Here is a 25,317-nt window from a genome sequence, read left to right as displayed (position 1 = left end):
TTCCGTCGGATCCCTTCACGAGTTGACCCATCAACGGGTAGCTTCGTGAAAACCGACCCCATGGGAACGCTGCTTCGCACGATGCTCCGCCTTGCTCCCGCTGTGCTGCTGGCCGCACCCGTGTCGGCCCAGTGGGTCGATTGGTCGAACCAGTACCCGTATCCAGGCCACCGGGTGTACTCCCACGTGATGCACCGCACCGGCGACGGTAACCTGCTGCTGTGCGGCAGCATCCACGGCCAATGGACGCCGGGCAGCGGCATCCCGTTCGAGGACTGGGCCATCGCCACCTATCTGGTAAAGGTGCTCCCCACGGGCGACACGCTTTGGACCCGCCGCATCGACGCGATCATTCCCAGTGCCATCTCCCATGTTGTGGACCTCATGGATGGGAACACACTGGTCGCTGGCACGGCCGCGGCCTCGTGGACCTATTGCGGGTTCGCGAATGCGAACGGACCCATGCCGCAGGTGTTCGCGCTCAAGATCGACCAGGCCGGTAACGTGCTGTGGTGGCATCAGTATGATCAACCCTGTTCGCGCATTCTTGCCGATGCGTGGGAAACCCCCTCGCAGGAGATCCACCTGCTGGCGCTCGATACGCAGGAGCCGAACATCCAGATCGGGTACGACGCGCCCAACTGGTTCGAGCACTACACGCTCGATGCGCTGGGTAATACGCTGGCGGTGACCACTTATAACCAGGCGGACAAGTACTACACTTATGAGCACGGCACGGCCTCTTTCGATGGAGGTCGGTACATCGCGGCCTCGGCATTGGACACCGTGGGGCAGAACAGCCTCTTCGTGCAACTGGAGAAGGTGGATGTGAACGGGGTCCCACAGAGCGTGGTCTTCGTGACCGACACCTCCTATTGCACCCCGCTCGATCTCATCACCACCCCGGACAACGGGCTCTTGATGCTGCTGAGCCCCGACTTCTCCAAGAGCCGATTGCTCCACCTGGACACGTTGGGCCAGGTCATCTGGGACCGGCTTTATGCCACGCGCTTCCAGCAGGTCTTGGCGCTGCCGGACAGCACCTACCTGGCCGTGGGCACGCACGGCACCTGGCAATCGCCGAACAAGCGGGAGCTTTGTGTCACGCTGATCTCGGCAACCGGTGACTCGCTGTGGTCACGGTCATACGGCGACTCGTTGAACGACCTGGGCTCCAGCATCGTGGAAGCCATTGGCGGCTACCTCGCCTTCGGCACCAAGGACATGTACTCCGGCTCGGTACCGCCTCGCCTCTTCCTCACGTGGGATACGCTCGGGGTGTTCACCGGCATCCCATCGGAGCTCGTCCCGCCGACCATGCAAGTCTTCCCCGTGCCTGCGGATGATCGGTTGTGCGTGCGCTGGGCCGGCGCCACGCCCAATACGGACCGGCTGCTGATCCTGGATGCGTTGGGCAGGACCCTTCGGGAGGTGCGGATGAGCGCGGGGAACGAGCAGTGGATCGACGTGCGCGACCTCGTGAACGGCTGTTACTTCATCCGAATGACCGGAGCGGAGCGTGCTTGCACGGCCCGGTTCCACATCCAACGATAGGGAGACGAAGGTCGCGTGGCCTTGGGCCCTCCTTAACTTTGATGGCCGTGAACCACACGCTTCAGGTCATCATCGAGCACGACAAGGACGGCTACTTCGCCTATGTCCCCGAGCTGAAGGGTTGTCATTCCCAAGGGGACAGTATGGAGGAGGTGATGAAGAACATCAAGGAAGCGATCGACCTGTACTGGAGCACGTTGGGATGAGGACGTGGAGGGTTTTTCAGAGGATCTGTGCAGTGCTCGGAGCGTGGCTCATTGTCGGCAACAGCTGGGCGCAGTCAAGCAGCCTGCGAGTGAAGACCAAAGAGCATCGAACTGGTCAGCTGCTTGATGCCGTGACTCTCGTTGTGCTGGACAGTACCTCCTCGGTTGTGACGCGCGCTTTATCGGGGCTGGATGGGAGCTTTGAGTTCGCCGATGTCCCACCGGGGATGTACACGTTGGTTGCAGAGCTTGATGGATACGAACGCAAAGAGTTCACTGGCATCAGTGTACGCTCGGGGATGATCACGTTCGTTGATGTGGTCCTGGAGAGAGCAGGCGCACCCGAAGGAGATGACAGGAACAACGTCTGTGGTTGGCGTTTAGATCCGCGTCGTCGTTAACGGGTTTCAATTGCTGGACGCGATCGATCTTTCGAGCCTCCACCCGATAGTGGTGTATCCGGCCACCACCACAATACGCACCGCGTACTTCAACACCCCTTCCAGCGGCACCTGCTCCGCCCCCCACCACAACACCACCGCTCCTGCCATGTACAGCAGCACGCGGCTCACGTTGTAGGGGATCGGGTAGTGCCGCTGGCCCCAGGCATAGCTGATGGCCGCCATGCTCGCGTAGCAGATGAAGGTGGCCCAGGCCGCACCCATGTAGCCCAGCGAGGGGATCAGCGCGAAGAGCAGCACGATGGTGATGGCCGCGCCGATCATGCTGATGGTGCTGCCCACGCGCGGCCGGTCGGTGAGCTTGTACCACACGCTCTGGTTGTAATAGATGCCCAGGAACACGTTGGCGAGCATCAGGATGGGCACCACGCGCAGGCCGGCGTGGTAGGCCGGGTTGGGGATGAACCACTTGAACAGGTCGATGAAGAGCATCACCACCAGGAAGGCGCTCATGCACACGGCCACGAACACGTTCATGATGCGGGCGAAGGTCTCTTTGCTGTCCTTCTCCTTGGCGTGGCTGAAGAAGAAGGGCTCGGCCCCCATGCGGAAGGCCTGGATGAAGAGCGTGATGAGCACGGCCAGCTTGTAGCACGCGCCGTAGATCCCGATCTCCGCATCGGCCACGTCCGCCGGCAGCAGGTACTTGAGGATCACGCGGTCGGCGGTCTCGTTCACCATGCCGGCCAGGCCCGCGATCATCAGCGGTGCCCCGAAGGCGTACAGGGCCCGCAGCAACTGCGGCTCCCGTGCCCGCAACACGGGGAAGGAAGGCAGCAGCACCAGGAGCTTCACCGCGGTGGCCGCCAGGTTGATGGCGAAGACGTAGCCCACGCCGAGGTTGGGGTCGTACACCGCATCGATGAGGGCGTTGCTCTGCCCCATGTTGTACTGCTTCATGCAGTACAGGATGAAGAAGACGCTGAGGCCCACGTTCACCGCCACGCTGAGCAGGTTGATGGCGGCGAACTTCCACGGCCTGCCCTGCTGGCGGAGCCGGGCCATGGGGATGGTGGTGATGGCATCGATGCCGATGATGAACACGAGCACGAGCACCGAGCTCGCGTAGGCACCGAAACCGAGCCCGCCGGCGATTGGGCCGGAGAAGACACCACCCAAGGCCATGAAGAGCAGCGCGGGCAGCAGCAGTCCATAGGTCGCCGTGGCGTAGAGCACCCGGCCACCGTCGGGGTTGTCCTTCACGTGGTCCTTCGTGGCGAAGCGGAAGTAGGTGGTCTCCATGCCGAAGGTGAGCACCACGTTGAGGAAGGCCGTCCAGGCATACAGCGCGGTGACCACCCCATACTCGGCCGGCTCAAAGACGAAGGTGCTGGTGTACAGCGGCACCAGCAGGAAGTTGATGAAGCGCGCAACGATGCTGCTGAGCCCGTAGATGGCCGTCTGGCCGGCGAGTTTGCGGAGGGCGCTCACGTCAGTTCAACCACAGATGAACACGGATGAACACAGATGAGTGATCGGAGAACATCATGTCGCTCAGGTCCACTCTTCTTCGAAAACGAAGGTCGCATGCCGGTGATGATGGACGTTACCCATTTGGACAAGTTGTGAGCGCGGGGCTGGGGATAGATCGCAGAGGAACGCCTCGATCAGCGCCCCATGCACCAGACACGGTGGGCACTCAGTTCCAGTCCGATCCGAGGTGCTTTCGGTGAAGGTCTTTCAGGAACAACTCCCCATCAAATTCCGCAATGAAGACGGAGCGCTCTCCTTTCTTCAGTTCCTTGATCAGGCTTTCCTTCTTCGTTTCCTCCACCTCGAACAGTCGCAACGACGCGCGGATCACGCCGCTCAGCGAGGTGTACTTGCCGGACTTCACTTGCCTGGCCACAAAGGCTTCGAAGTGGTCGCCCAGTAGGATGGAGGTGTTCTTGCTCATGGCTTGGGAGTCAACTCGAAGATATCATGCTTTGGTAGCGGGCAACAAGCATGGGTCGATTCAGAGTGAGCTTGTCGAGCCATGCGGTCGGCGGTCAATCTCGTGTGAAAAGGAACCGCTTGGCTTTGTTAGTTAGAATCATTGTATTGTTATCATAGAACTCAATTTGCCAGAGAACATTTTCAGTTTTGGGAGAGTTAATATTTAATCTTAAGGTATCATTGAGTAAATGATAATTACCACTCATTATCAGCCCATCGCCATTCTGAGAAAATGACCAAATGAATCGACCATCGCCATAGAAGCTTATTTTGTTTTTTGGTATTTCCATTGTGCTATTCTCAACATTCCAGCTTCCGAGTATTGTAGATTTTCCTTTGTAATTCAAGAACAGAAGCACGAATAGTCCTAAAACGGCGATTCCGAAAAGCCACCATCGATTTCGAACGCGTTCAATGAATGCACGTGTCATCACTCCCCCGTGAAATTCGCCTTCCGCTTCTCCATGAACGCGCTCGTTCCCTCCTTGAAGTCCGCGGTGCCGAAGCATTTACCGAACTCCTCGATCTCGCGTTGCAGGCCGTTGGCACCGGGCTCGTAGCCGGCGTTCACGGCGCGGATGGCGGCACCTAGGGCCGTGGGACTGTTCTTCGCGATGGTCGCTGCGAGCTCGTTGGACTTGGCGAGCAGTTGGTCCTGCGGAACAACGTGGTTCACCAGGCCCCATTGCAGGGCCTCGTCGGCCTTGATCATGCCCGCGCCGCCGAGGAAGATCATCTCCATGGCCTTGCCCTTGCCCACCAGGCGGGCCAGGCGTTGCGTGCCGCCGTAGCCAGGGATCACCCCGAGGCCCACCTCGGGCAGGCCCAGCTTGGCGTTGTCGCTGGCCACGCGGAAGTGGCAGCTCATGGCCAGCTCCAGTCCGCCGCCGAGGGCGAAGCCGTTCACCGCGGCGATCACGGGCTTGTTCAGACGCTCCACATGGTCGAAGAGCTTGGTGTGACCATCGGCGCTCAAAGCCTTGCCTTCTTCCACGCTGAAGTGCGCGAACTCCTTGATGTCGGCGCCTGCCACGAAGGCCTTGGGGCCGCTGCCGGTGATGATCAGCACGCGCACGCTGCGGTCGGCCTCTGCCTCGTTCAGCGCGCGGTCCAGCTCGTCGATGGTGGCGCGGTTGAGCGCGTTGAGCTGGTCGGGGCGGTTGATGGTGATGGTGCGGATGCCTTCGGCATCGGACACCAGGAGGTTGGTGTAGCTCATTGGGGTCGGGACGATCCCGGGTCGGGCCCGGAGTGACGAAGGCCAAATGTACCGGCCTAGCGCAGGAGTGGCAGCGCCACAAAGAACCTGGCGCCGGCGCCTTCTTCGCTCTCGAACCACACGCGGCCGCCGGCCTGCTCCACCATGCGCTTCACCAGGGCCAGGCCCAGGCCCATGCCGCTGCTCTTGGTGGTGAAGCTGGGGGTGAAGATGCGTTCGCGCACCTCGTGCGCGATGCCGTCCCCGTTGTCGCGCACCTCGAGCACGGCGTGAGCATCCACGCTCCGGGCGCTCACCTCGATCCGGCCTTCGCGCCCTTCGGGGATGGCCTGCACGGCGTTCTTCAACAGGTTGTTCAGCACACGCAGCATGTGTTCGCGATCGGCCTCCACGATGAGCTCGGGGGCCTCGTGCACCACGATCGAGGTGCCAGGGGTGGCGTGGAAGACCTCCACCGCGGCCCGGACCACCTCGCGCAGGTCGAGGTGTTCGGGGCGGGCGGCGGGCATCTGCGCGAACTGGCTGAAGGCGCTGGCCACGCCGCTCAGGGCATCGATCTGCTGCACCAGGCCGGTGCTCAGCTTCTCGAGCTTCTCCCGGGCATCGGGTGCCGCGGGGTCCCAGCTGCGCTGGAACTGCTGGATGCTGAGCTTCATGGGCGTGAGCGGGTTCTTGATCTCGTGCGCCACCTGCCGCGCCATCTCCCGCCAGGCGCTTTCGCGCTCACTGCGCGCCAGCTTCTCGGCATTGGCGCGCAGCTCCTCCACCTTGCGGTTGTACACCTCCACCAGGCGGCCCACCTCATCCTCGCCGCGGTAGCGCAGGGGTACGTTGGCCCCGGTGAGGGCCACGCGCGCCAGGCTTTCCTTCAGGCGGTCCAGCGGGCGTGTGGTCCAGTTGCTGATGAACACGGCCACACCGATGCTCAGAGCGAAGAGCAGCACGAAGAGGTTCACCACCGCCACCAGCACCGAGGCGCGCTCGCGGTCCTGCTGGGCCTGGTCGGCGAAGGAGGGCAGACCCAGATAGCCCAGCAGCACGCCCTCATCGTCGCGCAGCGGCATGTAGGCCGTGCGGTGCAGCGCCTTGCCCAGGGATTCGTCATGCACATACGCGCTCGCACCGCCCAGCACCATCTCCAGGTAGGCGGCGGGGTCCATGCGGCGGCCCAGCAGGCCCGCGTTGAAGAGCTGCGGACGTGAGGAGGACAGGAGCCGGCCGTCGCGGCGGTACACATGGATGTCGGTGAAGAACACATTGCTCAGTCGTCCGAGCAGGTGGTCCAGGTAGGCGTCGGTGCTTCCCTTCAGGGGCCCCACCCCGTCCAATCGGCGTTGCAGCTCGGCGTGTACGCTGCGGGTCTTCTCCAGCAGCGCGGTGGTGCTGCGTTCCTCGTAGGAGCGCTCGAGCAGGCGCCGCGCCCCGAGCCCGAAGAAGACCAGCCCCAGCAGCGTGAATCCCACCAGGGCCAGGCGCACCTTGCCGGAAATGGTGAGCACGGGAAGTCCCTGGTTGCGCACCAGTGTGCGCACCACGATGGCCGCGGCCAGCATCAGGCTGAGGAAGGCGAAGAGGTAGCTGAACCCTGTGGCGCGGTCCAACCAGCTCGTGGGCGGAACGCGCAGGACGACCAGGGAGCGGGCCGGATCGCCGTAGGCGCGGACATCGGGCACCGTGCGCAGGCTGTCCCACAGCACCGGCAGGCGGCCCGCGCCCACCTGTTCCACCAGTTGACCGCTCTTGTAGCGGCCGCGTTCGTAGCGCTCCACGCGTTGGTCCAGCGGATCGCGGCCGGCGAGGAGCAGCTCCGGGAAGCCCAGGCCCTCGGGCACCAGGCGGGGGTGGAGCTCCAGCACCAGTTGCGCCGGCTCCAAGGTGTCCGCCGGCATCACGGCCAGGCGCGCGTGGCGGTAGGTGCGTCCGGCATCGTCCGTGCCCTGATGCAGGTCGGGCATGTCCGCAGCAGCGAGCACCCGGAGCCCTTCGGTCAACGGGTCGGCGCCCGCGGTGGGCAGGGCGGCGTCGGTGGCACAGCGCGGACGCCCGTCCGTGCCGTAGGCGAACAGGCGCACATCATACCGCTCCCAATAGCCGGTGAAGCGCTCCTGCCGGACCGTGCGGTCGAGGTCGGCCGCCGTGCAGGTCGTCGTGTCGGTGAGCAGCTGATACAGGGCGGGATCGGTGCGGAGGGCGGGGGCCACCTCACGGAAGAGCAGTTCCACCACGGGATCCTCCTGGGTGAGGAGCCGCTCGGCCACCGCCTGTCGGGTCCGTTCCTCGCGGGCCTCCACCGCATCGCCGATCACCTGGGCGTTCAGCGCCGCGATGACCGCCAGGGTGAGCACGGCCTCGGTGAACCCGGGCCTTCGATGCCGCACCGCCAGGGCCAACAGCAGCAGGGGCAGCGCCCAGATGGCCTCCAGCAGGCTCTGAGGCGGGCCCAGCACGCGGATGGCGGCAAGTAGGGCGAAGGCCAGTGCCAGCCCCACCAGGCTCTGCGCGAAGGAATGCGTGCGGACCAGGCGCGACCACAGTTCGGCCAACAGGCACCACGCAGCGAACAACAGGGCCACCGCGGCCAGGGCCAGCAGGCTGTACCGGTCGAAGGATTCGATGTGACGCAGGTCCAGTTCGATCCGGCTGTCGCTCACCACGCTGTGCACCACGGTCGCAAGCTCATCGCCCAGGAACAGCAGGCCGAACGCCAGGGCCATCGCGGCCATGCGCCCACGCAGGCCCTTCGGCAGGTGCCCGCGTACGAACGCATCGCGGACATGCACCGCGGCCAGCAGCAGCAGGATGGACTGTATCAGTAGGTCGCCCAGGGAGCGCAGCCAGGCCGAACTGGCGTAGAGTCCCGGGTCGAAGAGCATGAACAGGCCCTGGTCGGGCAGGGTGCCCACGGCGATGCCCATCCACCGCAGCGCCCCCAACAGGGCGAGGAACGCGACCGTACCGGCCCAGGCACCGTGCGATCGCCCGATGTGCACGGCCAGGCGCCGGCCGGCGATCACCAGCAGGATCATGCCGAGGACGACCGCCAGGGAACGGGCGAGGGGCCAACCTTCGCCCTGCGATCCGCCTCCACCGGCCACCGCGCGGAACATGACCGCTTCCCGTCCATCGCGGATCACGGGCCCCACACCGGGACCGGCCTCCGCCCACACGCCGGCCGGTGCCTCAAGTCCTGGATGGAAGCCGCGTTCCAGGTAGCGGTTCTCGATGGGCGGGGCGTACCACACCTGCCGAAGGCCGTGCACCTCCACGTCGGCCCGGGTGTTGGACCGATGCAGGTAGATGCCGTCCGGCAGGCGCAGGTGGCCCGCCAGGTTGTGGGCCAGGGCGCTCCGTTCCGCCGGGGACCGGCCGGTCCACCACACGAGGCGGTCGTTCCGCAGGACGTACAGCTCGATGCCATGGTGTTCGGCCAGCTCCACCAACCGCGACCCTCGTGCGGCCGCCACGCGCTCCACGGGTTCGTGCGCGATGTCCGCGGCCAACTGCTCCACCTGCGCCTGCAATTCGGCATCGGCCGCGGTGATGCGGCGCTGCAGACGTTCGGCCCGATGTTCAAGCGTGCTGTCCTCCGATGGTCCGGGGATCCACCATGGTAACAGGCACAGGAGCAGCCCGGCCATCAGCGGAAGGAGGATCCGGCGCATGCGCTCCCGGGGTCACAAGGCCCGCGCCAAAGTACGATGCACCTCAGCGCTGCAGCACAACCCGCAGCACGCTCATCCGCTCGCCCTGCACGCAGCGCAGCGTGTAGGTGCCGTCGCGAAGTCCGCCCAGGTCCATGCCCAGGCGCCCGGCGCCCGGGGCCGTCCGCTGCAGGACCACGCGACCGAGGGGGTCAAGCACCACCACCACCACGGGCGTGTCGTCCCGGACCAACACCTCCACCGCGCCATCGGTGGGGTTGGGGAAGACCACCGGTCCCGCACCCGTGGACCACCACGCGGTTCGCACCGGAAGGTCCGTGGCGTTGCCATCGTGGTCCGTCTGCCGAAGCCGGTAGTAGTTGATCCCGGTCACGGGTCGCGTGTCCCACCACAGGTAGTCGTGTTGCTCCTGGCTGTCACCCGCACCCTCCACACGGGCCAGAACCTGCCAGCTGGCCGCGTCCGTGGACCGCAGGATGTCGAACTGTGCGTTGTTGCGTTCGGTGGCCGTGCTCCAGGTGAGGGCGATGCCTTCCGGGTCGTGTGCCTCGGCCTCGAACGCGATCAGTTCCACAGGCAGCGGTGTGGACGTGGTGTTGAGCGTGCCCAGCGTGAAGCGGCGTTGGTCCGCCAGCTGGGTGATGCCACTGAACCGGTAGATGCCGCCGCCGATGGCGGTCGGAGGGCCGATGGGGGTCTCGTCCGCGAACACCCCGTCGTTGTCCGTGTCCACCAGCAACCGGATGTCGGCGGCCACGATGGGGCTGAAGGCGTTCAGGTCGAAGTCCATGGTCACGCTGCCCACGTCCACAACAGCGCCCGTGGGGCTCAGTTCGCTCACCCGCCACACGCGGAACCACCGCCCCTGGATCCCGGCCGGCAGGTCCACCGACCCCCAGGTGCCCAGGATGTCGTTGTTGTGGCCCCACATCAGGAATTCGTTGTTGCCCAGGTTGCTCGGGGAATGGATGTGCACGATGCTGCTCCCGCGCGCGCTGGTGTGCTGGTTGCCGGCGTCGATGCGGCCGATACCGGCCACCTCATGGTCGTAGTCGCCGGAGGCCGCATTGTCCATCCGGTACACTTCATTCGCACCCAGGACCAGGCCGTACTTGGCGGCCAGGTAGTTGCTGATGATGACGCGCTGGGCGCTGTTCACCCGGCTGTTGAACAGCACCAGCTCCGCGATATCACCGTCCAGGTTCCATCCCGTCGCTCCCGCCGCGTTGCCGATCCGCAACGGCTGGTTGTTGTGCTGCGGCAGCTGCAGCAGGTTCAGGTCCGTGTAGATGCTGACGCCGTTGCGGTACACGGTGCGCGAGGGGAAGAGCCCGAAGAACACATTGTTGGTGTATTGCTCCAGCGTGAAGGCCGCACCGGTGACGTTGGCCACGGTGGAGGGGGCATTGAACAGCGTGAAGATGTCGTAGATCGGCATCTGCATCGCATTGGTGGAGGTGCTCCACCAGCCGTAATTGCATGTGGTGCTCGTGCTCTTGGTGAACCAGGCGTTGTTGTTCTTGGCGGCGTCCACGGCGTTCACCAGGAAGAAGTCCCAGCCGTTCAGATCGAGCGAGGCCGCATCGTTCACCAGCAGCTCATCATCCACCCCGTCGAAGTCGATGCTTGGATACCCGTTCTGCGAGGATGCGACCAAGGAAGGACGCTGCGCAGGCTGCCCCGCCTGATAGGCCGCGTGGTTGTTATTGCCCGAGCGGTCGTTCCAGCTGTTCACCGCGGCCCCGGTGGTGTTCACGCCCGCATCGGCGCTCAGCCATAGCACGTTGTTGGCCGCGGTGCCGACCCCGCCCGGACCGGTCTGCGCGTTGACACGGGCGACCAACATCAAGACTCCTACAGTGGATAGGCGGATCGTCATGGGTTCCCGTTCGCGCACGCTTGTACGCAACCGCGTCGGATAGGTTCGACAAAGGTTCCGGGATCCGGGGCCGCGTGTCAAGTCCGACGAACGTTCCGGCCGTCCGGTCGATGAAATGTGCGCCTTGGTCGATGGATGGGCTGGTCCGTCGGATGGCCTACGGCCCGGTCTCCCCCGCCCGGATCGTGGCGCCCGCGACCCGCTGGAACCCGCTGCAGCGGTAGGCGATGCCGCTTGCCTCGGTCCGTATGGAAACCCAGCCCCGGTGGACAGGGACACGATGAGCGAACAGCCCAGAACGGTCCACTGGGCAGCACGCCGTTGCATGGTGTGAATGTTCAAGCCCGCGGATCGCATCGGCCCGCGATCGGTCAAGCGATGCCCACCAGGCGTACGGTCAACGCATGGGCCCTCCGTCCCACACCGATCGACCTGCGTTCCTGTTCACTAACTTGGACATAGGATGATGGGACCACATCTGACATCCACCCGGTGGGCAGGGCCGATGCTGATCGCACTGCTCTTATCCATGTGGTCCCGTGACGCTCCGGCCCAATTGGTCTGGACCTACTTCAACAGGGACATCATCGTCAATGATCCAGCTGGTTCCACCGGCCTCGATGTGGACCGGGACACACTACCGGACGCCTCTGTTTCCTGCAGAACGTGGTTCACCCCGGTTCATCAGGGTTGTTGTTGGAATTATTGGCGCGGCTTCGGGAGTCCGAACGACAGCTTGCTGTTCGCCCACCACCATCAGGACTCCTCCTTCACGGCGCCATGCACCCAGGTCTTCTTCGTGGAGGGGGACAGCATCAGTGACACGTACCACTGGCAAGGATCCGCCCCCTTCTACATGGCTGGTCCGGAGGGTAGCTCCGGTTGGGCCTGTTCGTCGCCATCGCTGGGGTATGATCACCTCCTGTTCAAGATCAAGCGCGGGGACCGGGATTGTCTGGGGTGGATCAGGTTCGGACCGTCGCAGAGCGGATGCATGCGGATCTTGGAGAGCGCTTTTGATTCAACCTGTGCGGCAGGACTTGTGATCCGACGGGCGCCTCCGAAGCCTCCCCGCTCGATCATCACGTTTCCGAACCCTGCGACCGACCATGTATGGATCAAGGACCTTTCCAATGCATCCATGGAAGGCATGGAGGTGAGCCTTTGGGATATGAACGGCAAGTTGATCCAGAGGAGCAGATCGGGGCCCGGTGCGGAACTGCGGATCGATCTGCTCGCGGGTCAGGGTGTGTACCTTCTTCAGTGGGAATATGGTGCGGATACACAGCGCACGAAGCTGCTGGTCCTGGCGCCCTGAGCACGGTACCCGACGGCTGTGCTGACCTGTTCGTGCGGGATCCACAACAGAGCCCAACGGCATCAGCCCGTCGGCAGCTCCAACCCGTGAACTAGCTTTCGTCAGGGTCCGGACCGGAACGATCAGCCCTTCAGCGCTTCCGCTCCTCCCACGATCTCCAGGATCTCGCCGGTGATCGCCGCCTGGCGGGCCTTGTTGTAGGACAGCTTGAGGTCCTTCAGCAGCGCATCGGCGTTGTCGGTGGCCTTGTGCATGGCCGTCATGCGCGCGCCGTGCTCGGCGGCGAAGCTGTCCAGCAGGGCCTTGTAGAGCTGGATCTTCAGGCTCTTGGGAATGATCTCCTCCACGATGGTGCGCCGGTCGGGCTCCATGATGTACTCGCCGGTGGAGGCCTTCGCATCCGCGGGCGCGGCCGTGGGCAGCACCGGCAGGAACTGCTCGGTGGTGACCACCTGGGTGGCGGCGTTCTTGAAGCGGTTGTAGACCAGAACGACCCTGTCGTAGGTGCCGTCGGTGAAGCGCTCCATCAGCAGCTCGGCCACGGGGGCGACCTTGTCGAATCTCAGGCCATCGAACAGGCCGGCGAGGTCCTGTGGCAGCTCGGGCCGGTTCATCGGCGTGCGGCGGAAGGCATCGAGGGCCTTCTTGCCCACGCACAGCACGTGCACCTCGTGCCCGGCCTCATTGGCCAGCCGGCGCACCACGCGCGTGACCTGCGTGTTGAAGGCGCCGGCCAGGCCGCGGTTGCTGGTGATGGCCACCAGCAGTGTCCGCTTCACTTCGCGCTGCTGGGCGTAACGGCCTTCGCTCGCATCCAACGTGGCGCTCACGTTGCCCAGGATGGCCTGCAGCTTCTCGGCATAGGGCCGCATGCGGAGGATGGCGTCCTGCGCCCGACGCAGCTTCGCCGCGCTCACCATCTTCATGGCGGCGGTGATCTGCTTGGTGCTGTTCACCGAGACGATCCGGCTGCGTACCTCCTTCAGGCTGGGCATGGTTGCGGGGAGTATCGAGTGGCGAGTAGCGAGTGGTGAGTGCTGCATTCTGTGGCAGCACTCACCACTCGCTACTCGCTACTCATCACTTGCATTTAATTGTCCAGGCTCTTCACCAGGTCGGCGGCCACCTTCTCCAGCGTGCCGGTGATCTGGTCGTTGTAATCCCCCTTCTTCAGCGCGGCCAGCACGTCGCTGTGCTTGTTGCGCAGCATGGTGATGAACTCGGCCTCGAACTGCTTCACGTTCTTCACCGGCACCTTGCTCAGCAGGCCCTTGGTGCCGCAGTAGATGATGGCGATCTGCTCCTCCACGCGCATGGGGCTGTTCTGGCCCTGCTTGAGGATCTCCACGTTGCGCGCGCCCTTGTCGAGCACGGCCTTGGTGGCGGCGTCGAGGTCCGAACCGAATTTGCTGAAGGCCTCCAGCTCACGGTACTGGGCCTGATCGAGCTTCAGCGTACCGGCCACCTTCTTCATGCTCTTGATCTGCGCGTTGCCGCCCACGCGGCTCACGCTGATGCCCACGTTGATGGCGGGGCGCACACCGCTCAGGAAGAGGTTGCTCTCCAGGAAGATCTGCCCGTCGGTGATGGAGATCACGTTGGTGGGGATGTAGGCGGACACGTCGCCGGCCTGCGTCTCGATGATCGGCAGCGCGGTGAGCGATCCACCGCCCTTCACTTTGTCCTTGAGGCTTTCGGGCAGGTCGTTCATTTGGGCGGCCACCTTGTTGTCACCCGTGATCTTGGCCGCGCGTTCCAGGAGGCGGCTGTGCAGGTAGAACACGTCGCCCGGGTAGGCCTCACGGCCGGGCGGGCGGCGCAGCAGCAGCGACACCTCGCGGTAGGCCACGGCCTGCTTGGAGAGGTCATCGTACACGATCAGCGCCGGGCGGCCGGTATCGCGGAAGTACTCGCCGATCGCGGCACCGGTGAAGGGCGCGTAGAACTGCATCGGGGCCGGGTCGCTGGCGTTGGCGGCCACCACGGTGGTGTAGGCCATGGCCCCGTTCTCCTCCAGGGTCTTCACGGTGCCCGCCACGGTGCTGCCCTTCTGGCCGATGGCCACGTAGATGCAGTACACCGGCTTGCCCGCCTCGAAGAACTCCTTCTGGTTGATGATCGTGTCGATCGCCACGGTGCTCTTGCCGGTCTGGCGGTCGCCGATGATCAGTTCGCGCTGGCCGCGGCCGATGGGGATCATGGCGTCCACGGCCTTGATGCCCGTCTGCAGCGGCTCCTTCACGGGCTCGCGGAAGATGACACCCGGGGCGCGGCGCTCCAGGGGCATCTCGAACAGTTCGCCTCCGATGGGCCCCTTGCCATCGATGGGTTCGCCCAGGGTGTTCACCACGCGGCCCACCATCTGCTCGCCCACGCGGATGCTGGCGATGCGCTTGGTGCGCTTCACGGTGTCGCCCTCCTTGATGCCCACGCTCGGACCGAGCAGCACGGCGCCGACGTTGTCCTCCTCCAGGTTGAGCACGATGCCGCGCAGCCCGCTGGTGAACTCGATGAGCTCACCGCTCTGCACGCCCTTCAGTCCGTAGATGCGCGCGATGCCGTCGCCGACCTGCAGGACGGTACCGACCTCTTCGAGCTCGGCCTCCGAGCGGAAGCCGGCGAGTTCTTGCTTGAGGATCGCCGACACTTCGGCGGGTTTCACTTCGGCCATGTCAATGCCGCCATCGCCTTGGCGGAGGAGGGGTCTAGAGGCGTTAGATCGCGGGGATGTACGGGTTCTTGGAGAATTCGCGGCGCAGATCGGCCAGGCGACGGCTCACCGTGCCGTCCACCTGCTCGTCGCCGATGCGGATGTTGAGGCCGCCGATGAGCTCGGCATCGACCAGCTCCTGCAGGTCGATGGTGCGCCCGGGGTGACGGGACTCGGCCATGGCGCGCACCTGTGCCCGGGCCTTGTCGTCCAGGGGCACGGCGCTCGTCACCTGAACCGAGACGATGCCCTTGTGCAGCTTGTAGAGCTCGTTGAACGCTTCGGCCACATGGGGAAGCAGTACCTCCCGGCCCTTGCGCACCAGGATGCCCATGAAGCTGGACGTGATGGGCCCCACGTTGCCGCCGAAGATCCGCTCGAGGATGCGGCCCTTGGCGTCGGGCTTCACCACCGGGCTCTTCAACAGCACCTGCAGGTCGCGGCTCGCTGCGCACGTGCCGGCCACCAGGCGCATGTCGCCCTGCACCGCGTCCAGCTGCCCCTTTTCCAGGGCCAGCTCCATCACGGAGCGTGCATAGCGGTAGGCGACCGGTGCGATGTTCATGAGCGGCGCAGCTGGGCTTCGGCCATCACCTTGTCCACCAGGGACTGCTGGGCCTTGGTGTCGGCGAGCTTCTCCCGCAGGATGCGCTCGGCCACCAGGATGCTCAGCTCGGCCACCTGATTCTTCATTTCGGTGAGGGCGGCGTTCTTCTCGTTCTGGATGTCGGCGCGGGCCCTGGTGAGCAGGGCCTCCGCCTCGGCCTTCGCCTTGCCCTTGGCCTCGGCGATCTCGCGGTCGCGGATGTCGCGGGCCTCCTTGAGCAGCAGCTCGCGCTCCTCACGGGCCTGCCGCATCAGCTCCTCGTTCTTCGCGTTCAGCGAGGCCATCTCCTCACGGGCGCGCTTCGCCTCGTTGAGGGCGTCCGCGATGGACGCCTCACGCTCCTTGAGCCCGTTGAGGATGGGCTTCCAGGCGAACTTGGCGAGGAGGAACAGGACCGTCACGAAGGTCAGCGTCATCCAGAAGATGAGGCCGATGGACGGGTTCACAAGGCTGGCCAGGACGGTCATGGCTGCGGGTTCGGGGTTGGACGACGGGGCGCGGCCTTAAACGGCGGCCGGCATCTCCTTCAGCACCACCAGCAGGCCCACCACCATCGCGAAGAAGGCGGCACCTTCCACCAGCGCGGCGGTGAGGATCATGTTGGCGCGCAGGTCGTTCATGGCTTCCGGCTGACGGGCCATGGCCTGCACGGCGTCGCCACCGATGCGGCCGATGCCCACACCGGCACCGAGGGCGGCAAGACCGGCGCCGAGGGCGGCGATACCGTAACCAACGCCGAGGTCGAGGAGAACGGAGAGGAACATGGGAGTGCGGGTTTAAGGGAGTTCGGGTTTCTAGTGATGATGGGGTTCCTCCACGGCGGCACCGATGTACATGGCCGACAGGAAGGTGAAGACGTACGCCTGGATGAAGGCCACCAGGAGCTCGAGCATGAACATGAACACGGTGAACAGCCACGATCCGATGGCCACGCCATAGCCGGCGCCCGCGCTCGTTTCGCCGAAGACGAAGATCAGGCTGAAGAAGCTCAGCGCGATGATGTGGCCCGCCGTGATGTTGGCGAACAGTCGGATGGCCAGCACGAAGGGCTTCAGGAACATGCCCAGGATCTCCACCGGCGTCAGGATCGCCAGCACCCAGCCCGGCACACCCGGCATGGCGAAGATGTGATGCCAGTAATGCTTGTTGCCGCTGAAGGTGACGATCAGGAAGGTGATCACCGCCAGCACCACCGTGACGGCGATGTTCCCCGTGAGGTTGGCGCCGCCCGGGAAGAAGGGCACCAGGCCCAGCAGGTTGCTGAAGAAGATGAAGAAGAAGGCGGTGAGCAGGTACGGGAGGTACTTCTCGTACCGGTGCCCGATGGCGCTCTTGGCCAGGTCGTCCCGCACGAAGAGGATGATGGGCTCCACCAGGTTCTGCAGGCCGGTCGGCGCTTGGCCGGCGCGGCGGGTGTAGGCCCGGGCCACGCTGATGAAGATCCACAGCAGAAGGGCCGACACGATGAGCAGGGTGGCCACGTTCTTGGTGATGCTCAGGTCCACCGTGGCGGCGGTCAGCTCCTCGTTCACCCCGGCGTGATGCGCGTCCGAGCCGTCCGGTGCATCCACCGCCACCACCTGCCCCTCGTGCAGCGCATACCCGCCGTAGGTCTTGTGCCCGTGGTCGAACCGGCTGCTGCTGAAGAGGCTCAGGCCGCGCCCGCTGGTGTACAGGATCACCGGCAGGGGCAGGCTCGTGTGGCCCCAGAGGTGCCAACCGTGCTCATCGCCGATGTGGTCCATGATGAGCTTTCCGGCGTTGAACTTCTCCGAAGCACCATGGCCCTCATCGGGCGGGGAGGTGGCATGCGCGTCACCGTCCACGGTGATCGTGGCGTGATGCGCGATGCTGTCCGGGGAGCTGTGCTGCGCGGTGGAACGGCCCAGAAGGAGCGTGGCCGTGATCAGAAAAGCGTGGCGCAGCAAGGGTTTCAGCGACATCAGGCGTGGGGGTCCGTCCCGTTTGCGGCCGCGAAGGTAGCGATCCGCAGCAATTCAGTCGAAGGCCGACATCAGCGCCGGGTCTCCTTGAAGAGGAAGATCATGGCCCCGGTGATGCCCAGCAGGGCGAACGCCAGGGTGAAGGCCGGGAACCGGAGGGCGATGCGCCCGTCCAGCCAGCGTCCGGCCCAGATGGCCGCTAGGATGATGCCCGCCATCTGCAGGCCGAGCGCGCTGTAGCGGAGATAGGCGTTGACCCCTTTGCGCGCCTCGTCAGACCTCCGGCCCCGGGGAGCGGTGCCCATCAGGAAGCGGGCTGACGACGCGAGAGGTGGACCAGCCGGCCGGTGCTGAAGCCCAGGAAGGCCAGGTAGAGCAAGGCGAAGGCCAGCGCCAGCGGCACGGCCTGTGCCCGGGGCAGGGTGAGCAGGACCACGGCCACCGCCACGATGCTCACGAACATCTTCAGCATGAGGCCCGCCATGAACCGCCGTACGAAGCCCTTGGGGTCATTCACCATTGCGCGCTCCTGCCAGAGATGAAGCAGCAGGGTCACGCCGCCCAAATAGATGAGGACGGCTCCATAGCCCCAGTGCAAGGAAAGGCCGGCCAGCCGGACGACGAGCGCTGTGCACGCGCCACAGACCACGGTGAACAGCAGCACGGGCACCAGGGGGGAGGTGCGGCGCCCCTGGGTCATCGGCGGGCGGTCAACGGACGGCTTGTGCGGGCGCGCCCTCCTGACGGGCGGTCTCGGTGCGCAGGCGCACGGGGTCCATCTCCTTCACCACACCCCCGGCCATGCTGCAGTTGCCGGTGAACACCGCCCCCGGCTCGATGGCCAGCTTCTTGGTGTTGATGTCGCCCTGCAGTTTGGCGGTGGCCTTCAGGCTCAAAAGGTCCTGACAGTTGACCTTGCCGACCAGGGTGCCCTCGATGTCGGAGCTCTGGCAGCTCACTTCGCCCTCGATCACCCCGGTCTGCCCCACGATGAGCCGGCCGCGCACGTTGATGGTGCCCTTCACCCGGCCGTCGATGCGCAGGTTGCTGTCGCTGCGGATCTCCCCCTCGATGGAGGTGCCCTCCATGATGCTGTTGATCTTGCCGGTGTTCACCGGTTCGGCGGCCTTGTTCATGGGCTCGGACTTTTTATCGGGTTGGAAAAGGGCCATCGCGTACAGGTTCCTGATCGTCAGGGACAAAGTTAACGGCTCAGATGATCCGACCAAGCCACCGGTCGAAGCCTACTGCTTGGGCAGGTAGTTCTGGGTGAAGAAGGCCGCGTAGGCGTCCACGTCCTTGTTCTTGTACAGCTGGGCGTAATTGTCCGGGCTGATGGCGAAGATGGGATGCCCCTGGTCATTGATGCCGCCCAACATGCCCACGTCGCCGAGGAACTGATGGTAGTAGGCCATGGCGGCGGCCTTGTCATCGAACAGGCGCAGCACCACCACCTGCTGCTCGGCGTCCAGGATGGTGTTCTCGATGAGGATGTTGCGGCCCGGGAAGTAGCGCCGGTTGAAGTCGCTGATCTTCGTCTTCACCGTATTGATGTCGCCCGCGCTGTTGGGGTGGATGAGCGCGATGTAGTGCGGACCCTGGTCCATACGGAATGAACTGGCGTTCGTCGGGGCCTTGCCCTGTTCCGCAGGCGCCCCTTCGGAGGTGGCCTGGCGGTCCAGGACGGCCAGCAGGTCCTCGGCGGCCTTGGCCTCCTCGGTGGCGGGGAATTTGTCCTTGACCTCCTGCAGTGCGGTGCGGAAGGCGGAGAGCTCACGCGTGCCGCCGATGGCCATGGCCTTCAGCAGGTGGTACTTGCCCAGCAGGTGGTTGCGGGGCTCGTTGGTGATCACCTGATTGCAGGTGGAGATCACCAGCAGGTAGTTGCGCTGGCGGAACTCGCGGTAGAGCTGGTCGTACTCGGCGGCCTCCACCTTGCGCCGGGCCTCGCCGCCCTCCAGCAACGATGGATCGCGCACCAGCCGGGCGAACTCGCTGTCAGGCCAGCGCTCCAGGATGATGTTGGCATAGGCCTGCGAGGTGCTGCCTCCGAAATCGATGAAGCTGCCGCTCTTCTCCCGGGCCAGGTAGATGCGGTACATCTGATAGTGGCTCTCGGGGGTGAAGCGGCACTCCTCGAAGCGGTTGATCAGCGTCTCGAAGCTCTCGATGGCGTTGTCGGTATCCTTGAGCTTCTCCTTGTAGATCATCCCGCTGCGGTACATCGCCTCACAGATCTTCGCGTTGGAAGCGGCCAGGGCGGTGTCGCTCGTGGGCAGGTCCTTGAGGTAGAACCCGGGGTCCTTCCATTCGGGTTCACCCTCCTTGCCCTCGCCCTCGGTGCCCTCGGCGGTGGGCTCGCCAGCCTCCTCAGGCTCCTCCTGCGCGATGGCGGACCCGCTCTTGTCGCGGCGGCGCCAGTCATCCTCCAAGGGGCGGTTGCCCCATTTCTTCTTGAACTCCGAGAGCCCGCGGCCCAGCTGCTGGGGGTTGTAGAAGTACCAGGCCCCTGAACCGCCGCCGGCCGGTGTGGCGGGGCGCGCCGGTGCGGCCGTTCCTGCGGCCTCCGCCTCCCGGGCCTCCCGTTCGGCGACCTCCTTCTCCGCCTCGGCCTTCTCGCGTTCGCGGATCAGGCGCTTGATGGCTTTCTCGCGCTCCTCGGGGTCCATCCCCGCCAGCTGTTGCAGGCTGTCCTCCCGCGCGATGATGTTGAGCTGTTCCACGAGCTCGCCGAGCACCTCCGCGCGTGTGGCCACCTCCTCGAAGCGCGGATGCTCCTCGGCCAGCAGGGTGCTCGTGCTGTCGTAGTAGAGCTGCGCATCCGGGTAGGCACGGTCGTCGAAGTACAGGTCGGCCAGGCGCAGCCAGGTCTTGGCCTTCTGGCGCGTGTCGTTGGTGCTGACATAGGCGCTGCGCTTGAGGTGCGCGATGGCGCTGCTGTCCTTGTTCTCCTTGAGGTCGATGTCCGCCAGCGCATAGTGGATCATGTCGAAGTGGTCCACGTGCTTGTCGTCGCGCAGCATGCGGTTGAGCATCTTGCGCAAGGCCTTGCTGTCGCCCCGGTCAAAGGCGAGCGCCTGGAACACCTGGGCGTGAAAGGCCAGCTCGTACGGCGGGTTCATCCGCGTGACCTGCTTGTAGGCCGCGATCGAGCGGTCGTCCATGCCCTTCACCTGGTACAGCTGCGCCAGGATGAAGGTCCACCGCACCCGACGCTGCCGGTCCTTGGTGATGTCCACGGCCCGCTCCAGGTTCATGATGGCATCGTCCACCTTGCCGCGCCGGAGGTCCAGGTCGGCCTGCACCGCGGCGAGCTCGTCATGCGGGAACCGCTTCGGCAGCTCCTTCACCTCCTTCACCTCGTCCAGGGTGCTTTGGGCCCGGGCGTACTGTTCGGTCTCCATCAGGGTGCGCGCCAGCCACACTTTGGCCTCGTACTGCCTGTCCTGGTCCTTGAACCGCCGGCCGATGTAGTCGAAGGTGCGCTGGGCATCGAACCAGGCCCGCTTGTAGAAGTAGCTGCGGCCGATGACGAAGTAGGCGTCGTCGATCCAGCTGTTGCGCTGCTTGCCCTTGATGTCCATGCTGTGCCGCTCGATCACGAGCGAGCACTTCTCGATGCATTTCTCCAGGTCGCCGCCGGCCCCCTTGGCCTGATCCTCGGTGCCGTACACGAAGAGGGGCAGCATCTTGTCGAAGTCGTCGATATAGGCCCTTTCAATGCCGTCCACGGTCTCCTTGAGCTTCTCATTGGCGTTGAACCAGCCATTGTCCCGGGAGGTGAGACGGTGGTAAGCCCGGTTGAGGAAGCGGTCCTTCTCCTTGGAACACCCACCGGCCAGGAGGGCCAGGAGCACGACAAGAGCGGCGAGGTGGACGGGGATCCGCTTCACGGGAGCATCAACTGCGAACGGGCGAAGTTATTTCATCGCCCCCGACCCATGCGTGCAGCGGGCCAGTCGCAGGGTGCGCAGTGCCGTTCCCTCCGGGTGGCATTCCCCAGGAAGGTCATTCCCCACCGGCGCGAGGAACCAGCTGTGCGGCCGGCCGTGCGGGTCCAGGGAGATGTCGTGGTAGCGCAGCAGGTAGCCCTGCAGGTTCCATTGCTCCCAGAGCTCCGGGGCGCAGCCGACGAGCGTGCCCTGCGGTACGGTGGCCCCGATGCGGGCCACGTCGTGCAGCATGTCCGCATCGCGCCCCGGTCGGCCCCAGAGCAGCACCGAGGTCGCCAGAGCGGTCAACAGGGCCGCTCCGCCGGCGACGGACAGCCCTCGGGCGAGGCCCCGGCGCAGGGCGATACGCTCCAGCAGCCGCTCCAGTGCCGGCGCGCTCCAGAGGGCCAGGCCCAGGGCGATCGGCGGAAAGGCCGGCACGCTGTAGAACGACTTCTGGACCAGGGTGAGCATCATGGGGGCCACGCCGGACAACCCGATGGCCATCAGGGCGAGCGCGGGGCGGCCGGTGGCCGGCCCGGACGCGCCACGTGCAGCGGCAAGCACCAGCACCCCGGCCAGCATGATCGGGCCAAGCTGTGAGTTGAACAGGTCCAGCAGGATCTGCCAGCGGTGCTCCACCGTGGGCTTGGCGGCGATCCTGTGCATGAGGCGGGCCTCGACGTAAGGCTCAAGGTTGGCACGGGCGTCGGGCCATTGCCAGAGGGCGAGGTACACCAGCACCACCGTGACCACCGGGACGACGGTGAACAGCACCATCCTGCGCACGCCACCCTGCCGGGTGAACAGCCACCAGAGGAACGGAGCCCCCAGCGGGAAGAGCCCGGGAACGCCCTTGGTGAACGTGGCGAGGAACACCAGCGAGCCGGCACCCACCGCCAGGGCCATGGAGCCCGTGCGCAGGCCGCGCAGCGCACACCACAGGGCGCCCGTGGTGAACAGGCCCATGGTGTTCTCCAACATGTTGTTGTGCGTGCACCAGAACACCTGGGGCACGATGCCCCACAACAGCACGGGCCAGGCCCCCAGGCCACGGATGCGTGCATCGCCGCGCGTGAGCTCGCGCCAGATCCCGAGCAGGAGCGCCACCATCAGCAGGGCGGTGGTGAGCGCATAGGCGCGCTCCACCCAGAAGGCGCTCCCGAACGTCCGGAACCACAGGGCCTGCATCCCGAACCCCAGTGGTGGGTGCTCGTGAAAGGTGTCCATGTTCGCCAGGCCCAGCTGGCTGAAGCGTGGCTGCCAGAAGGTGCCGATGCCGCGGGCCTCGTTGTGGGCCACCACGGTGTACAGCATGCCGTCCATGAACATGCCCTCACGCACCAGCCCGGGAAGAAGCAGCAACGCGCATGCGCCCGCGGTGACCAGCATCAGGGCTTTCCGTCCGGGGTCCATCGCGGCGCTGAAGGTACCGAAGGGCCCTGGTCACGCCGATATTTGTCCGCATGGCCGAGCCCACCGCTCCCCGTCCGCGCAAGCAGGTGCTGCGCAAGCTGAAGAGCAAGTACCGGCTGCTGCTGATCAACGACCGCACCTTCGAGGAACGGTTCAGCATCCGACTGTCGCGGCTCAACGTGCTGCTGCTGGCCATCGCCGCCTTCACGCTGCACGGCCTGATGGTGGCGGCCATCATCGTGCTCACTCCGCTCAAGCGCTACATCCCGGGGTATTCGGACCAGGAAACCAAGATCAACGCCTACCGCAGCACCCTGCTCGCCGATTCGCTCGATCACCGTCTGGAGGAACAGGCCCTGTACATCGCCAACCTGCAACGCGTGCTGCGCGGAGAGGTCGCTGCGGACACCAGCTTCCGCCTGCGGGCCGTGAAGCAGGTGCCCAATGCGGAGGACCTTCGTCCGGGGCTGAAGGACAGCCTGCTCCGCCTCAAGGTCAAGGAGGAGGAGGCCTACGCGCTGTCCGAGGCCACGGGTCCGGCGGGTGAGCGCCGCGCATTGGCCGGCGTGTTCTTCTTCCCGCCCCTGCGCGGGATCGTCACCAGCACCTTCGACCGGGCGCAGGGCCATTTCGGCATCGACGTGGTCACCAAGGCGGACGAGGCCGTGAAGGCCTGCTTGGACGGCACCGTGACGCTCGCCAGCTGGACCAGCGACGGCGGCCATGTACTGCACCTGCAGCACCGGGGTGATCTGGTGAGCGTCTACAAGCACAACAGCGTGCTGCTGAAGAAGGTGGGCGACAAGGTGAAGGCCGGTGAGGCCGTCGCGATCGTGGGTGACAGTGGGGAGCTCAGCACCGGACCTCACCTGCATTTTGAACTGTGGCTTGATGGGGAGGCCATCGACCCGCAGGCCTATATGGTGTTCAAGTGAGAACCAAGGCGCGGGCGCAGGAAGCTTGCATCCCACGCTCCTTCCCCTGTCCCTGGACATGAGCCTCAAGAGCGCCATCGCCAAGCCCTACGCCCGCCTCGTGACCAACGCGGTGATGCGACGCGCCATGGACCCTGTCGCCACGCAGCTGGGTGTGCTGCGGCAGTTGGTGGAGCTCGGCGGGGCCACGACCTTCGGTCGCGACCACAAGCTGCACCAGGTGCACGACCACGCCGGCCTCGTGCAAGCCGTGCCACTGCGCGACTACGAAGGCTTCCGGCCGTACATCGATCGCATCGTCGCCGGGGACAAGGACGTGCTGTGGCCGGGACTTCCGCTGTACCTGTGCAAGACCAGCGGCACCACCAGCGGCGCCAAGTACATCCCCATCACCCATCACTCACTGCCCAACCACATCGGCAGCGCGCGCCGTGCCCTGCTCGCCTACATCGCGCACAGCGGCCGCGCCGACTTCGTGGACGGGAAGATGATCTTCCTGCAGGGCAGCCCCGTGCTCGACCGCAAGGGCGCGATCCCCATGGGAAGGCTCAGCGGCATCGTGGCGAACCACGTCCCGAAGTACCTGCTGAAGAACCGGATGCCCTCGTTCGCCACCAACAGCATCCCCGACTGGGAGACGAAGGTGGAGGCCATCGTGGGCGAGACGATGCAGGAGGACATGCGTCTGATCAGCGGGATCCCTGCCTGGGTGCAGATGTACTTCGAGCGGCTGCTCTCGCGCACTGGCAAGGCCACGGTGAAGAAGGTGTTCCCGCACTTCTCGCTGTTCGTGTACGGCGGCGTGAACTACGCGCCCTACCGCAGCCGCATGGAAGCGCTGATCGGTGGCAGCGTGCCGAGCGTGGAGCTCTTCCCCGCGAGCGAAGGCTTCATCGCCTACCAGGACCTCGACAACGACGATGGCCTGCTGTTGGTGCTCGACAACGGCATCTACTTCGGCTTCGTGCCCATGCAGGGCAACGACCGCCGACCGCGCTCCATCGCCGAGGTGGCGCTGAATACGCAGTACGCCCTTGTGCTCTACACCAACGCCGGGCTCTGGGGTTACGAGATCGGCGATACCGTGAAGTTCGTATCGCTCACGCCACCGCGCATCAAGGTCACGGGCCGCACCAAGCACTTCACCAGCGCCTTCGGTGAGCACGTGATCGCCGAGGAGGTGGAGGGCGCGCTGAAGGACGCCATCGCCGCGGTGCCCTGCGAAGTGGCGGAGTTCACCGTGGCGCCGCAGCTCTCACCCGCCGAAGGACTTCCGTTCCACGAGTGGCACATCGAGTTCGCCGCACAGCCTGCGGACATGGCGCGGTTCGCCACGATCATGGATGAGGCGCTGCAGAAGCGCAACCCGTATTACAAGGACCTGATCACCGGCAAGGTGCTGCGTCCGTTGGTGGTCCGTTCGCGGCCACGCGGGTCCTTCGCCACCTGGATGAAGGCGCGTGGGATGAACGACGCGCAGAGCAAGGTGCCGCGCCTGGCGAACGACCGGCGGTACGTGGAGGGCCTTGGGTGAGCC

At 65.2% G+C, this 25,317-nt stretch carries 22 protein-coding genes; 6 read left to right on the top strand and 16 right to left on the bottom strand.

Annotated elements, in window-relative coordinates:
- Positions 1-60: 60 nt before the first annotated feature.
- The 3 genes from IPM49_10820 to IPM49_10810 all read left to right on the top strand — a co-directional run bounded on the left by IPM49_10820 (position 61) and on the right by IPM49_10810 (position 2,161).
- Entirely contained in the window at positions 61-1,554 is a 1,494-nt protein-coding gene (locus tag IPM49_10820; protein MBK9275015.1) for a hypothetical protein, read from the top strand.
- 41 nt (positions 1,555-1,595) lie between these two features.
- Positions 1,596-1,760 carry a type II toxin-antitoxin system HicB family antitoxin gene (locus IPM49_10815; protein MBK9275014.1) on the top strand — a complete coding sequence of 55 codons (165 nt, stop codon included), beginning with the start codon at positions 1,596-1,598 and terminating at the stop codon, positions 1,758-1,760.
- A gap of 89 nt (positions 1,761-1,849) precedes the next feature.
- Complete coding sequence (locus tag IPM49_10810; protein MBK9275013.1) at positions 1,850-2,161, top strand: carboxypeptidase regulatory-like domain-containing protein; 312 nt, start codon at positions 1,850-1,852, stop codon at positions 2,159-2,161.
- Between the two features lie 6 nt (positions 2,162-2,167).
- Here the strand turns inward: IPM49_10810 and IPM49_10805 are convergent, their stop codons facing one another.
- From IPM49_10805 to IPM49_10785, 5 genes are all read right to left on the bottom strand, one after another.
- The gene (locus IPM49_10805) at positions 2,168-3,652 is read right to left on the bottom strand and encodes a polysaccharide biosynthesis C-terminal domain-containing protein (protein MBK9275012.1); all 1,485 of its coding nucleotides are present in this window, start codon (positions 3,650-3,652) and stop codon (positions 2,168-2,170) included.
- 208 nt (positions 3,653-3,860) lie between these two features.
- Entirely contained in the window at positions 3,861-4,118 is a 258-nt protein-coding gene (locus tag IPM49_10800) for a type II toxin-antitoxin system ParD family antitoxin (GenBank protein MBK9275011.1), read from the bottom strand.
- Between the two features lie 471 nt (positions 4,119-4,589).
- Positions 4,590-5,378 (bottom strand): enoyl-CoA hydratase/isomerase family protein, encoded by a 789-nt coding sequence (locus IPM49_10795; GenBank protein ID MBK9275010.1) that lies wholly within the window; start codon positions 5,376-5,378, stop codon positions 4,590-4,592.
- A gap of 56 nt (positions 5,379-5,434) precedes the next feature.
- Complete coding sequence (locus IPM49_10790; GenBank protein MBK9275009.1) at positions 5,435-9,040, bottom strand: GHKL domain-containing protein; 3,606 nt, start codon at positions 9,038-9,040, stop codon at positions 5,435-5,437.
- Between the two features lie 43 nt (positions 9,041-9,083).
- Entirely contained in the window at positions 9,084-10,886 is a 1,803-nt protein-coding gene (locus IPM49_10785) for a T9SS type A sorting domain-containing protein (GenBank protein MBK9275008.1), read from the bottom strand.
- Positions 10,887-11,424: 538 nt separating this feature from the next.
- Between IPM49_10785 and IPM49_10780 the strand changes: the two genes are divergently transcribed.
- Entirely contained in the window at positions 11,425-12,237 is an 813-nt protein-coding gene (locus IPM49_10780; GenBank protein ID MBK9275007.1) for a T9SS type A sorting domain-containing protein, read from the top strand.
- A 122-nt stretch (positions 12,238-12,359) separates the two neighbouring features.
- Here IPM49_10780 and atpG read toward each other — a convergent pair whose 3' ends face one another.
- The 11 genes from atpG to IPM49_10725 all read right to left on the bottom strand — a co-directional run bounded on the left by atpG (position 12,360) and on the right by IPM49_10725 (position 22,845).
- The gene (gene atpG, locus IPM49_10775) at positions 12,360-13,232 is read right to left on the bottom strand and encodes an ATP synthase F1 subunit gamma (GenBank protein ID MBK9275006.1); all 873 of its coding nucleotides are present in this window, start codon (positions 13,230-13,232) and stop codon (positions 12,360-12,362) included.
- A gap of 95 nt (positions 13,233-13,327) precedes the next feature.
- Complete coding sequence (locus IPM49_10770; protein MBK9275005.1) at positions 13,328-14,908, bottom strand: F0F1 ATP synthase subunit alpha; 1,581 nt, start codon at positions 14,906-14,908, stop codon at positions 13,328-13,330.
- Between the two features lie 43 nt (positions 14,909-14,951).
- On the bottom strand, positions 14,952-15,512 hold the full coding sequence (gene atpH / locus IPM49_10765) for an ATP synthase F1 subunit delta (protein ID MBK9275004.1): 561 nt from the start codon (positions 15,510-15,512) through the stop codon (positions 14,952-14,954).
- The gene (gene atpF / locus IPM49_10760) at positions 15,509-16,021 is read right to left on the bottom strand and encodes a F0F1 ATP synthase subunit B (GenBank protein ID MBK9275003.1); all 513 of its coding nucleotides are present in this window, start codon (positions 16,019-16,021) and stop codon (positions 15,509-15,511) included. Before atpF ends, atpH begins: the two co-directional genes overlap by 4 nt.
- 36 nt (positions 16,022-16,057) lie before the next feature.
- Positions 16,058-16,318, bottom strand: a complete 261-nt coding sequence (atpE, locus tag IPM49_10755) for an ATP synthase F0 subunit C (protein MBK9275002.1) — start codon at positions 16,316-16,318, stop codon at positions 16,058-16,060.
- A 30-nt stretch (positions 16,319-16,348) separates the two neighbouring features.
- Positions 16,349-17,497 (bottom strand): F0F1 ATP synthase subunit A, encoded by a 1,149-nt coding sequence (atpB, locus tag IPM49_10750; GenBank protein ID MBK9275001.1) that lies wholly within the window; start codon positions 17,495-17,497, stop codon positions 16,349-16,351.
- A 71-nt stretch (positions 17,498-17,568) separates the two neighbouring features.
- Positions 17,569-17,802, bottom strand: a complete 234-nt coding sequence (locus tag IPM49_10745; protein ID MBK9275000.1) for an AtpZ/AtpI family protein — start codon at positions 17,800-17,802, stop codon at positions 17,569-17,571.
- Positions 17,802-18,197: a hypothetical protein gene (locus IPM49_10740; protein MBK9274999.1), complete on the bottom strand. Its 396-nt coding sequence runs from the start codon at positions 18,195-18,197 to the stop codon at positions 17,802-17,804. Before IPM49_10740 ends, IPM49_10745 begins: the two co-directional genes overlap by 1 nt.
- Positions 18,198-18,207: 10 nt before the next feature.
- Positions 18,208-18,633: a polymer-forming cytoskeletal protein gene (locus IPM49_10735; protein MBK9274998.1), complete on the bottom strand. Its 426-nt coding sequence runs from the start codon at positions 18,631-18,633 to the stop codon at positions 18,208-18,210.
- Positions 18,634-18,741: 108 nt separating this feature from the next.
- On the bottom strand, positions 18,742-21,390 hold the full coding sequence (locus IPM49_10730; GenBank protein MBK9274997.1) for a tetratricopeptide repeat protein: 2,649 nt from the start codon (positions 21,388-21,390) through the stop codon (positions 18,742-18,744).
- Between the two features lie 27 nt (positions 21,391-21,417).
- Positions 21,418-22,845: a glycosyltransferase family 39 protein gene (locus IPM49_10725; GenBank protein MBK9274996.1), complete on the bottom strand. Its 1,428-nt coding sequence runs from the start codon at positions 22,843-22,845 to the stop codon at positions 21,418-21,420.
- Between the two features lie 50 nt (positions 22,846-22,895).
- Between IPM49_10725 and IPM49_10720 the strand changes: the two genes are divergently transcribed.
- Positions 22,896-23,780, top strand: a complete 885-nt coding sequence (locus IPM49_10720) for a peptidoglycan DD-metalloendopeptidase family protein (protein ID MBK9274995.1) — start codon at positions 22,896-22,898, stop codon at positions 23,778-23,780.
- 58 nt (positions 23,781-23,838) lie between these two features.
- Positions 23,839-25,314, top strand: a complete 1,476-nt coding sequence (locus tag IPM49_10715) for a GH3 auxin-responsive promoter family protein (GenBank protein MBK9274994.1) — start codon at positions 23,839-23,841, stop codon at positions 25,312-25,314.
- Positions 25,315-25,317 lie beyond the last annotated feature (3 nt).

Source organism: Flavobacteriales bacterium (assembly GCA_016715895.1).
Lineage (GTDB): Bacteria > Bacteroidota > Bacteroidia > Flavobacteriales_F > PHOS-HE28 > PHOS-HE28.
Note: the sequence above shows the minus strand (reverse complement) of the source record. Positions and strands in the feature narration are given on the sequence as shown.

What these genes read in the sequence shown, in the direction of transcription:
- IPM49_10820 (MBK9275015.1), top strand. Translation starts at nt 61, where the DNA reads ATGGGAACGCTGCTTCGCACGATGCTCCGCCTTGCTCCCGCTGTGCTG.
- IPM49_10815 (MBK9275014.1), top strand. Translation starts at nt 1,596, where the DNA reads ATGGCCGTGAACCACACGCTTCAGGTCATCATCGAGCACGACAAGGAC.
- IPM49_10800 (MBK9275011.1), bottom strand. Translation starts at nt 4,118, where the DNA reads ATGAGCAAGAACACCTCCATCCTACTGGGCGACCACTTCGAAGCCTTT.
- IPM49_10795 (MBK9275010.1), bottom strand. Translation starts at nt 5,378, where the DNA reads ATGAGCTACACCAACCTCCTGGTGTCCGATGCCGAAGGCATCCGCACC.
- IPM49_10790 (MBK9275009.1), bottom strand. Translation starts at nt 9,040, where the DNA reads ATGCGCCGGATCCTCCTTCCGCTGATGGCCGGGCTGCTCCTGTGCCTG.
- IPM49_10785 (MBK9275008.1), bottom strand. Translation starts at nt 10,886, where the DNA reads ATGTTGGTCGCCCGTGTCAACGCGCAGACCGGTCCGGGCGGGGTCGGC.
- IPM49_10780 (MBK9275007.1), top strand. Translation starts at nt 11,425, where the DNA reads ATGCTGATCGCACTGCTCTTATCCATGTGGTCCCGTGACGCTCCGGCC.
- atpG (MBK9275006.1), bottom strand. Translation starts at nt 13,232, where the DNA reads ATGCCCAGCCTGAAGGAGGTACGCAGCCGGATCGTCTCGGTGAACAGC.
- IPM49_10770 (MBK9275005.1), bottom strand. Translation starts at nt 14,908, where the DNA reads ATGGCCGAAGTGAAACCCGCCGAAGTGTCGGCGATCCTCAAGCAAGAA.
- atpH (MBK9275004.1), bottom strand. Translation starts at nt 15,512, where the DNA reads ATGAACATCGCACCGGTCGCCTACCGCTATGCACGCTCCGTGATGGAG.
- atpF (MBK9275003.1), bottom strand. Translation starts at nt 16,021, where the DNA reads ATGACCGTCCTGGCCAGCCTTGTGAACCCGTCCATCGGCCTCATCTTC.
- atpE (MBK9275002.1), bottom strand. Translation starts at nt 16,318, where the DNA reads ATGTTCCTCTCCGTTCTCCTCGACCTCGGCGTTGGTTACGGTATCGCC.
- atpB (MBK9275001.1), bottom strand. Translation starts at nt 17,497, where the DNA reads ATGTCGCTGAAACCCTTGCTGCGCCACGCTTTTCTGATCACGGCCACG.
- IPM49_10745 (MBK9275000.1), bottom strand. Translation starts at nt 17,802, where the DNA reads ATGGGCACCGCTCCCCGGGGCCGGAGGTCTGACGAGGCGCGCAAAGGG.
- IPM49_10740 (MBK9274999.1), bottom strand. Translation starts at nt 18,197, where the DNA reads ATGACCCAGGGGCGCCGCACCTCCCCCCTGGTGCCCGTGCTGCTGTTC.
- IPM49_10735 (MBK9274998.1), bottom strand. Translation starts at nt 18,633, where the DNA reads ATGAACAAGGCCGCCGAACCGGTGAACACCGGCAAGATCAACAGCATC.
- IPM49_10725 (MBK9274996.1), bottom strand. Translation starts at nt 22,845, where the DNA reads ATGGACCCCGGACGGAAAGCCCTGATGCTGGTCACCGCGGGCGCATGC.
- IPM49_10720 (MBK9274995.1), top strand. Translation starts at nt 22,896, where the DNA reads ATGGCCGAGCCCACCGCTCCCCGTCCGCGCAAGCAGGTGCTGCGCAAG.
- IPM49_10715 (MBK9274994.1), top strand. Translation starts at nt 23,839, where the DNA reads ATGAGCCTCAAGAGCGCCATCGCCAAGCCCTACGCCCGCCTCGTGACC.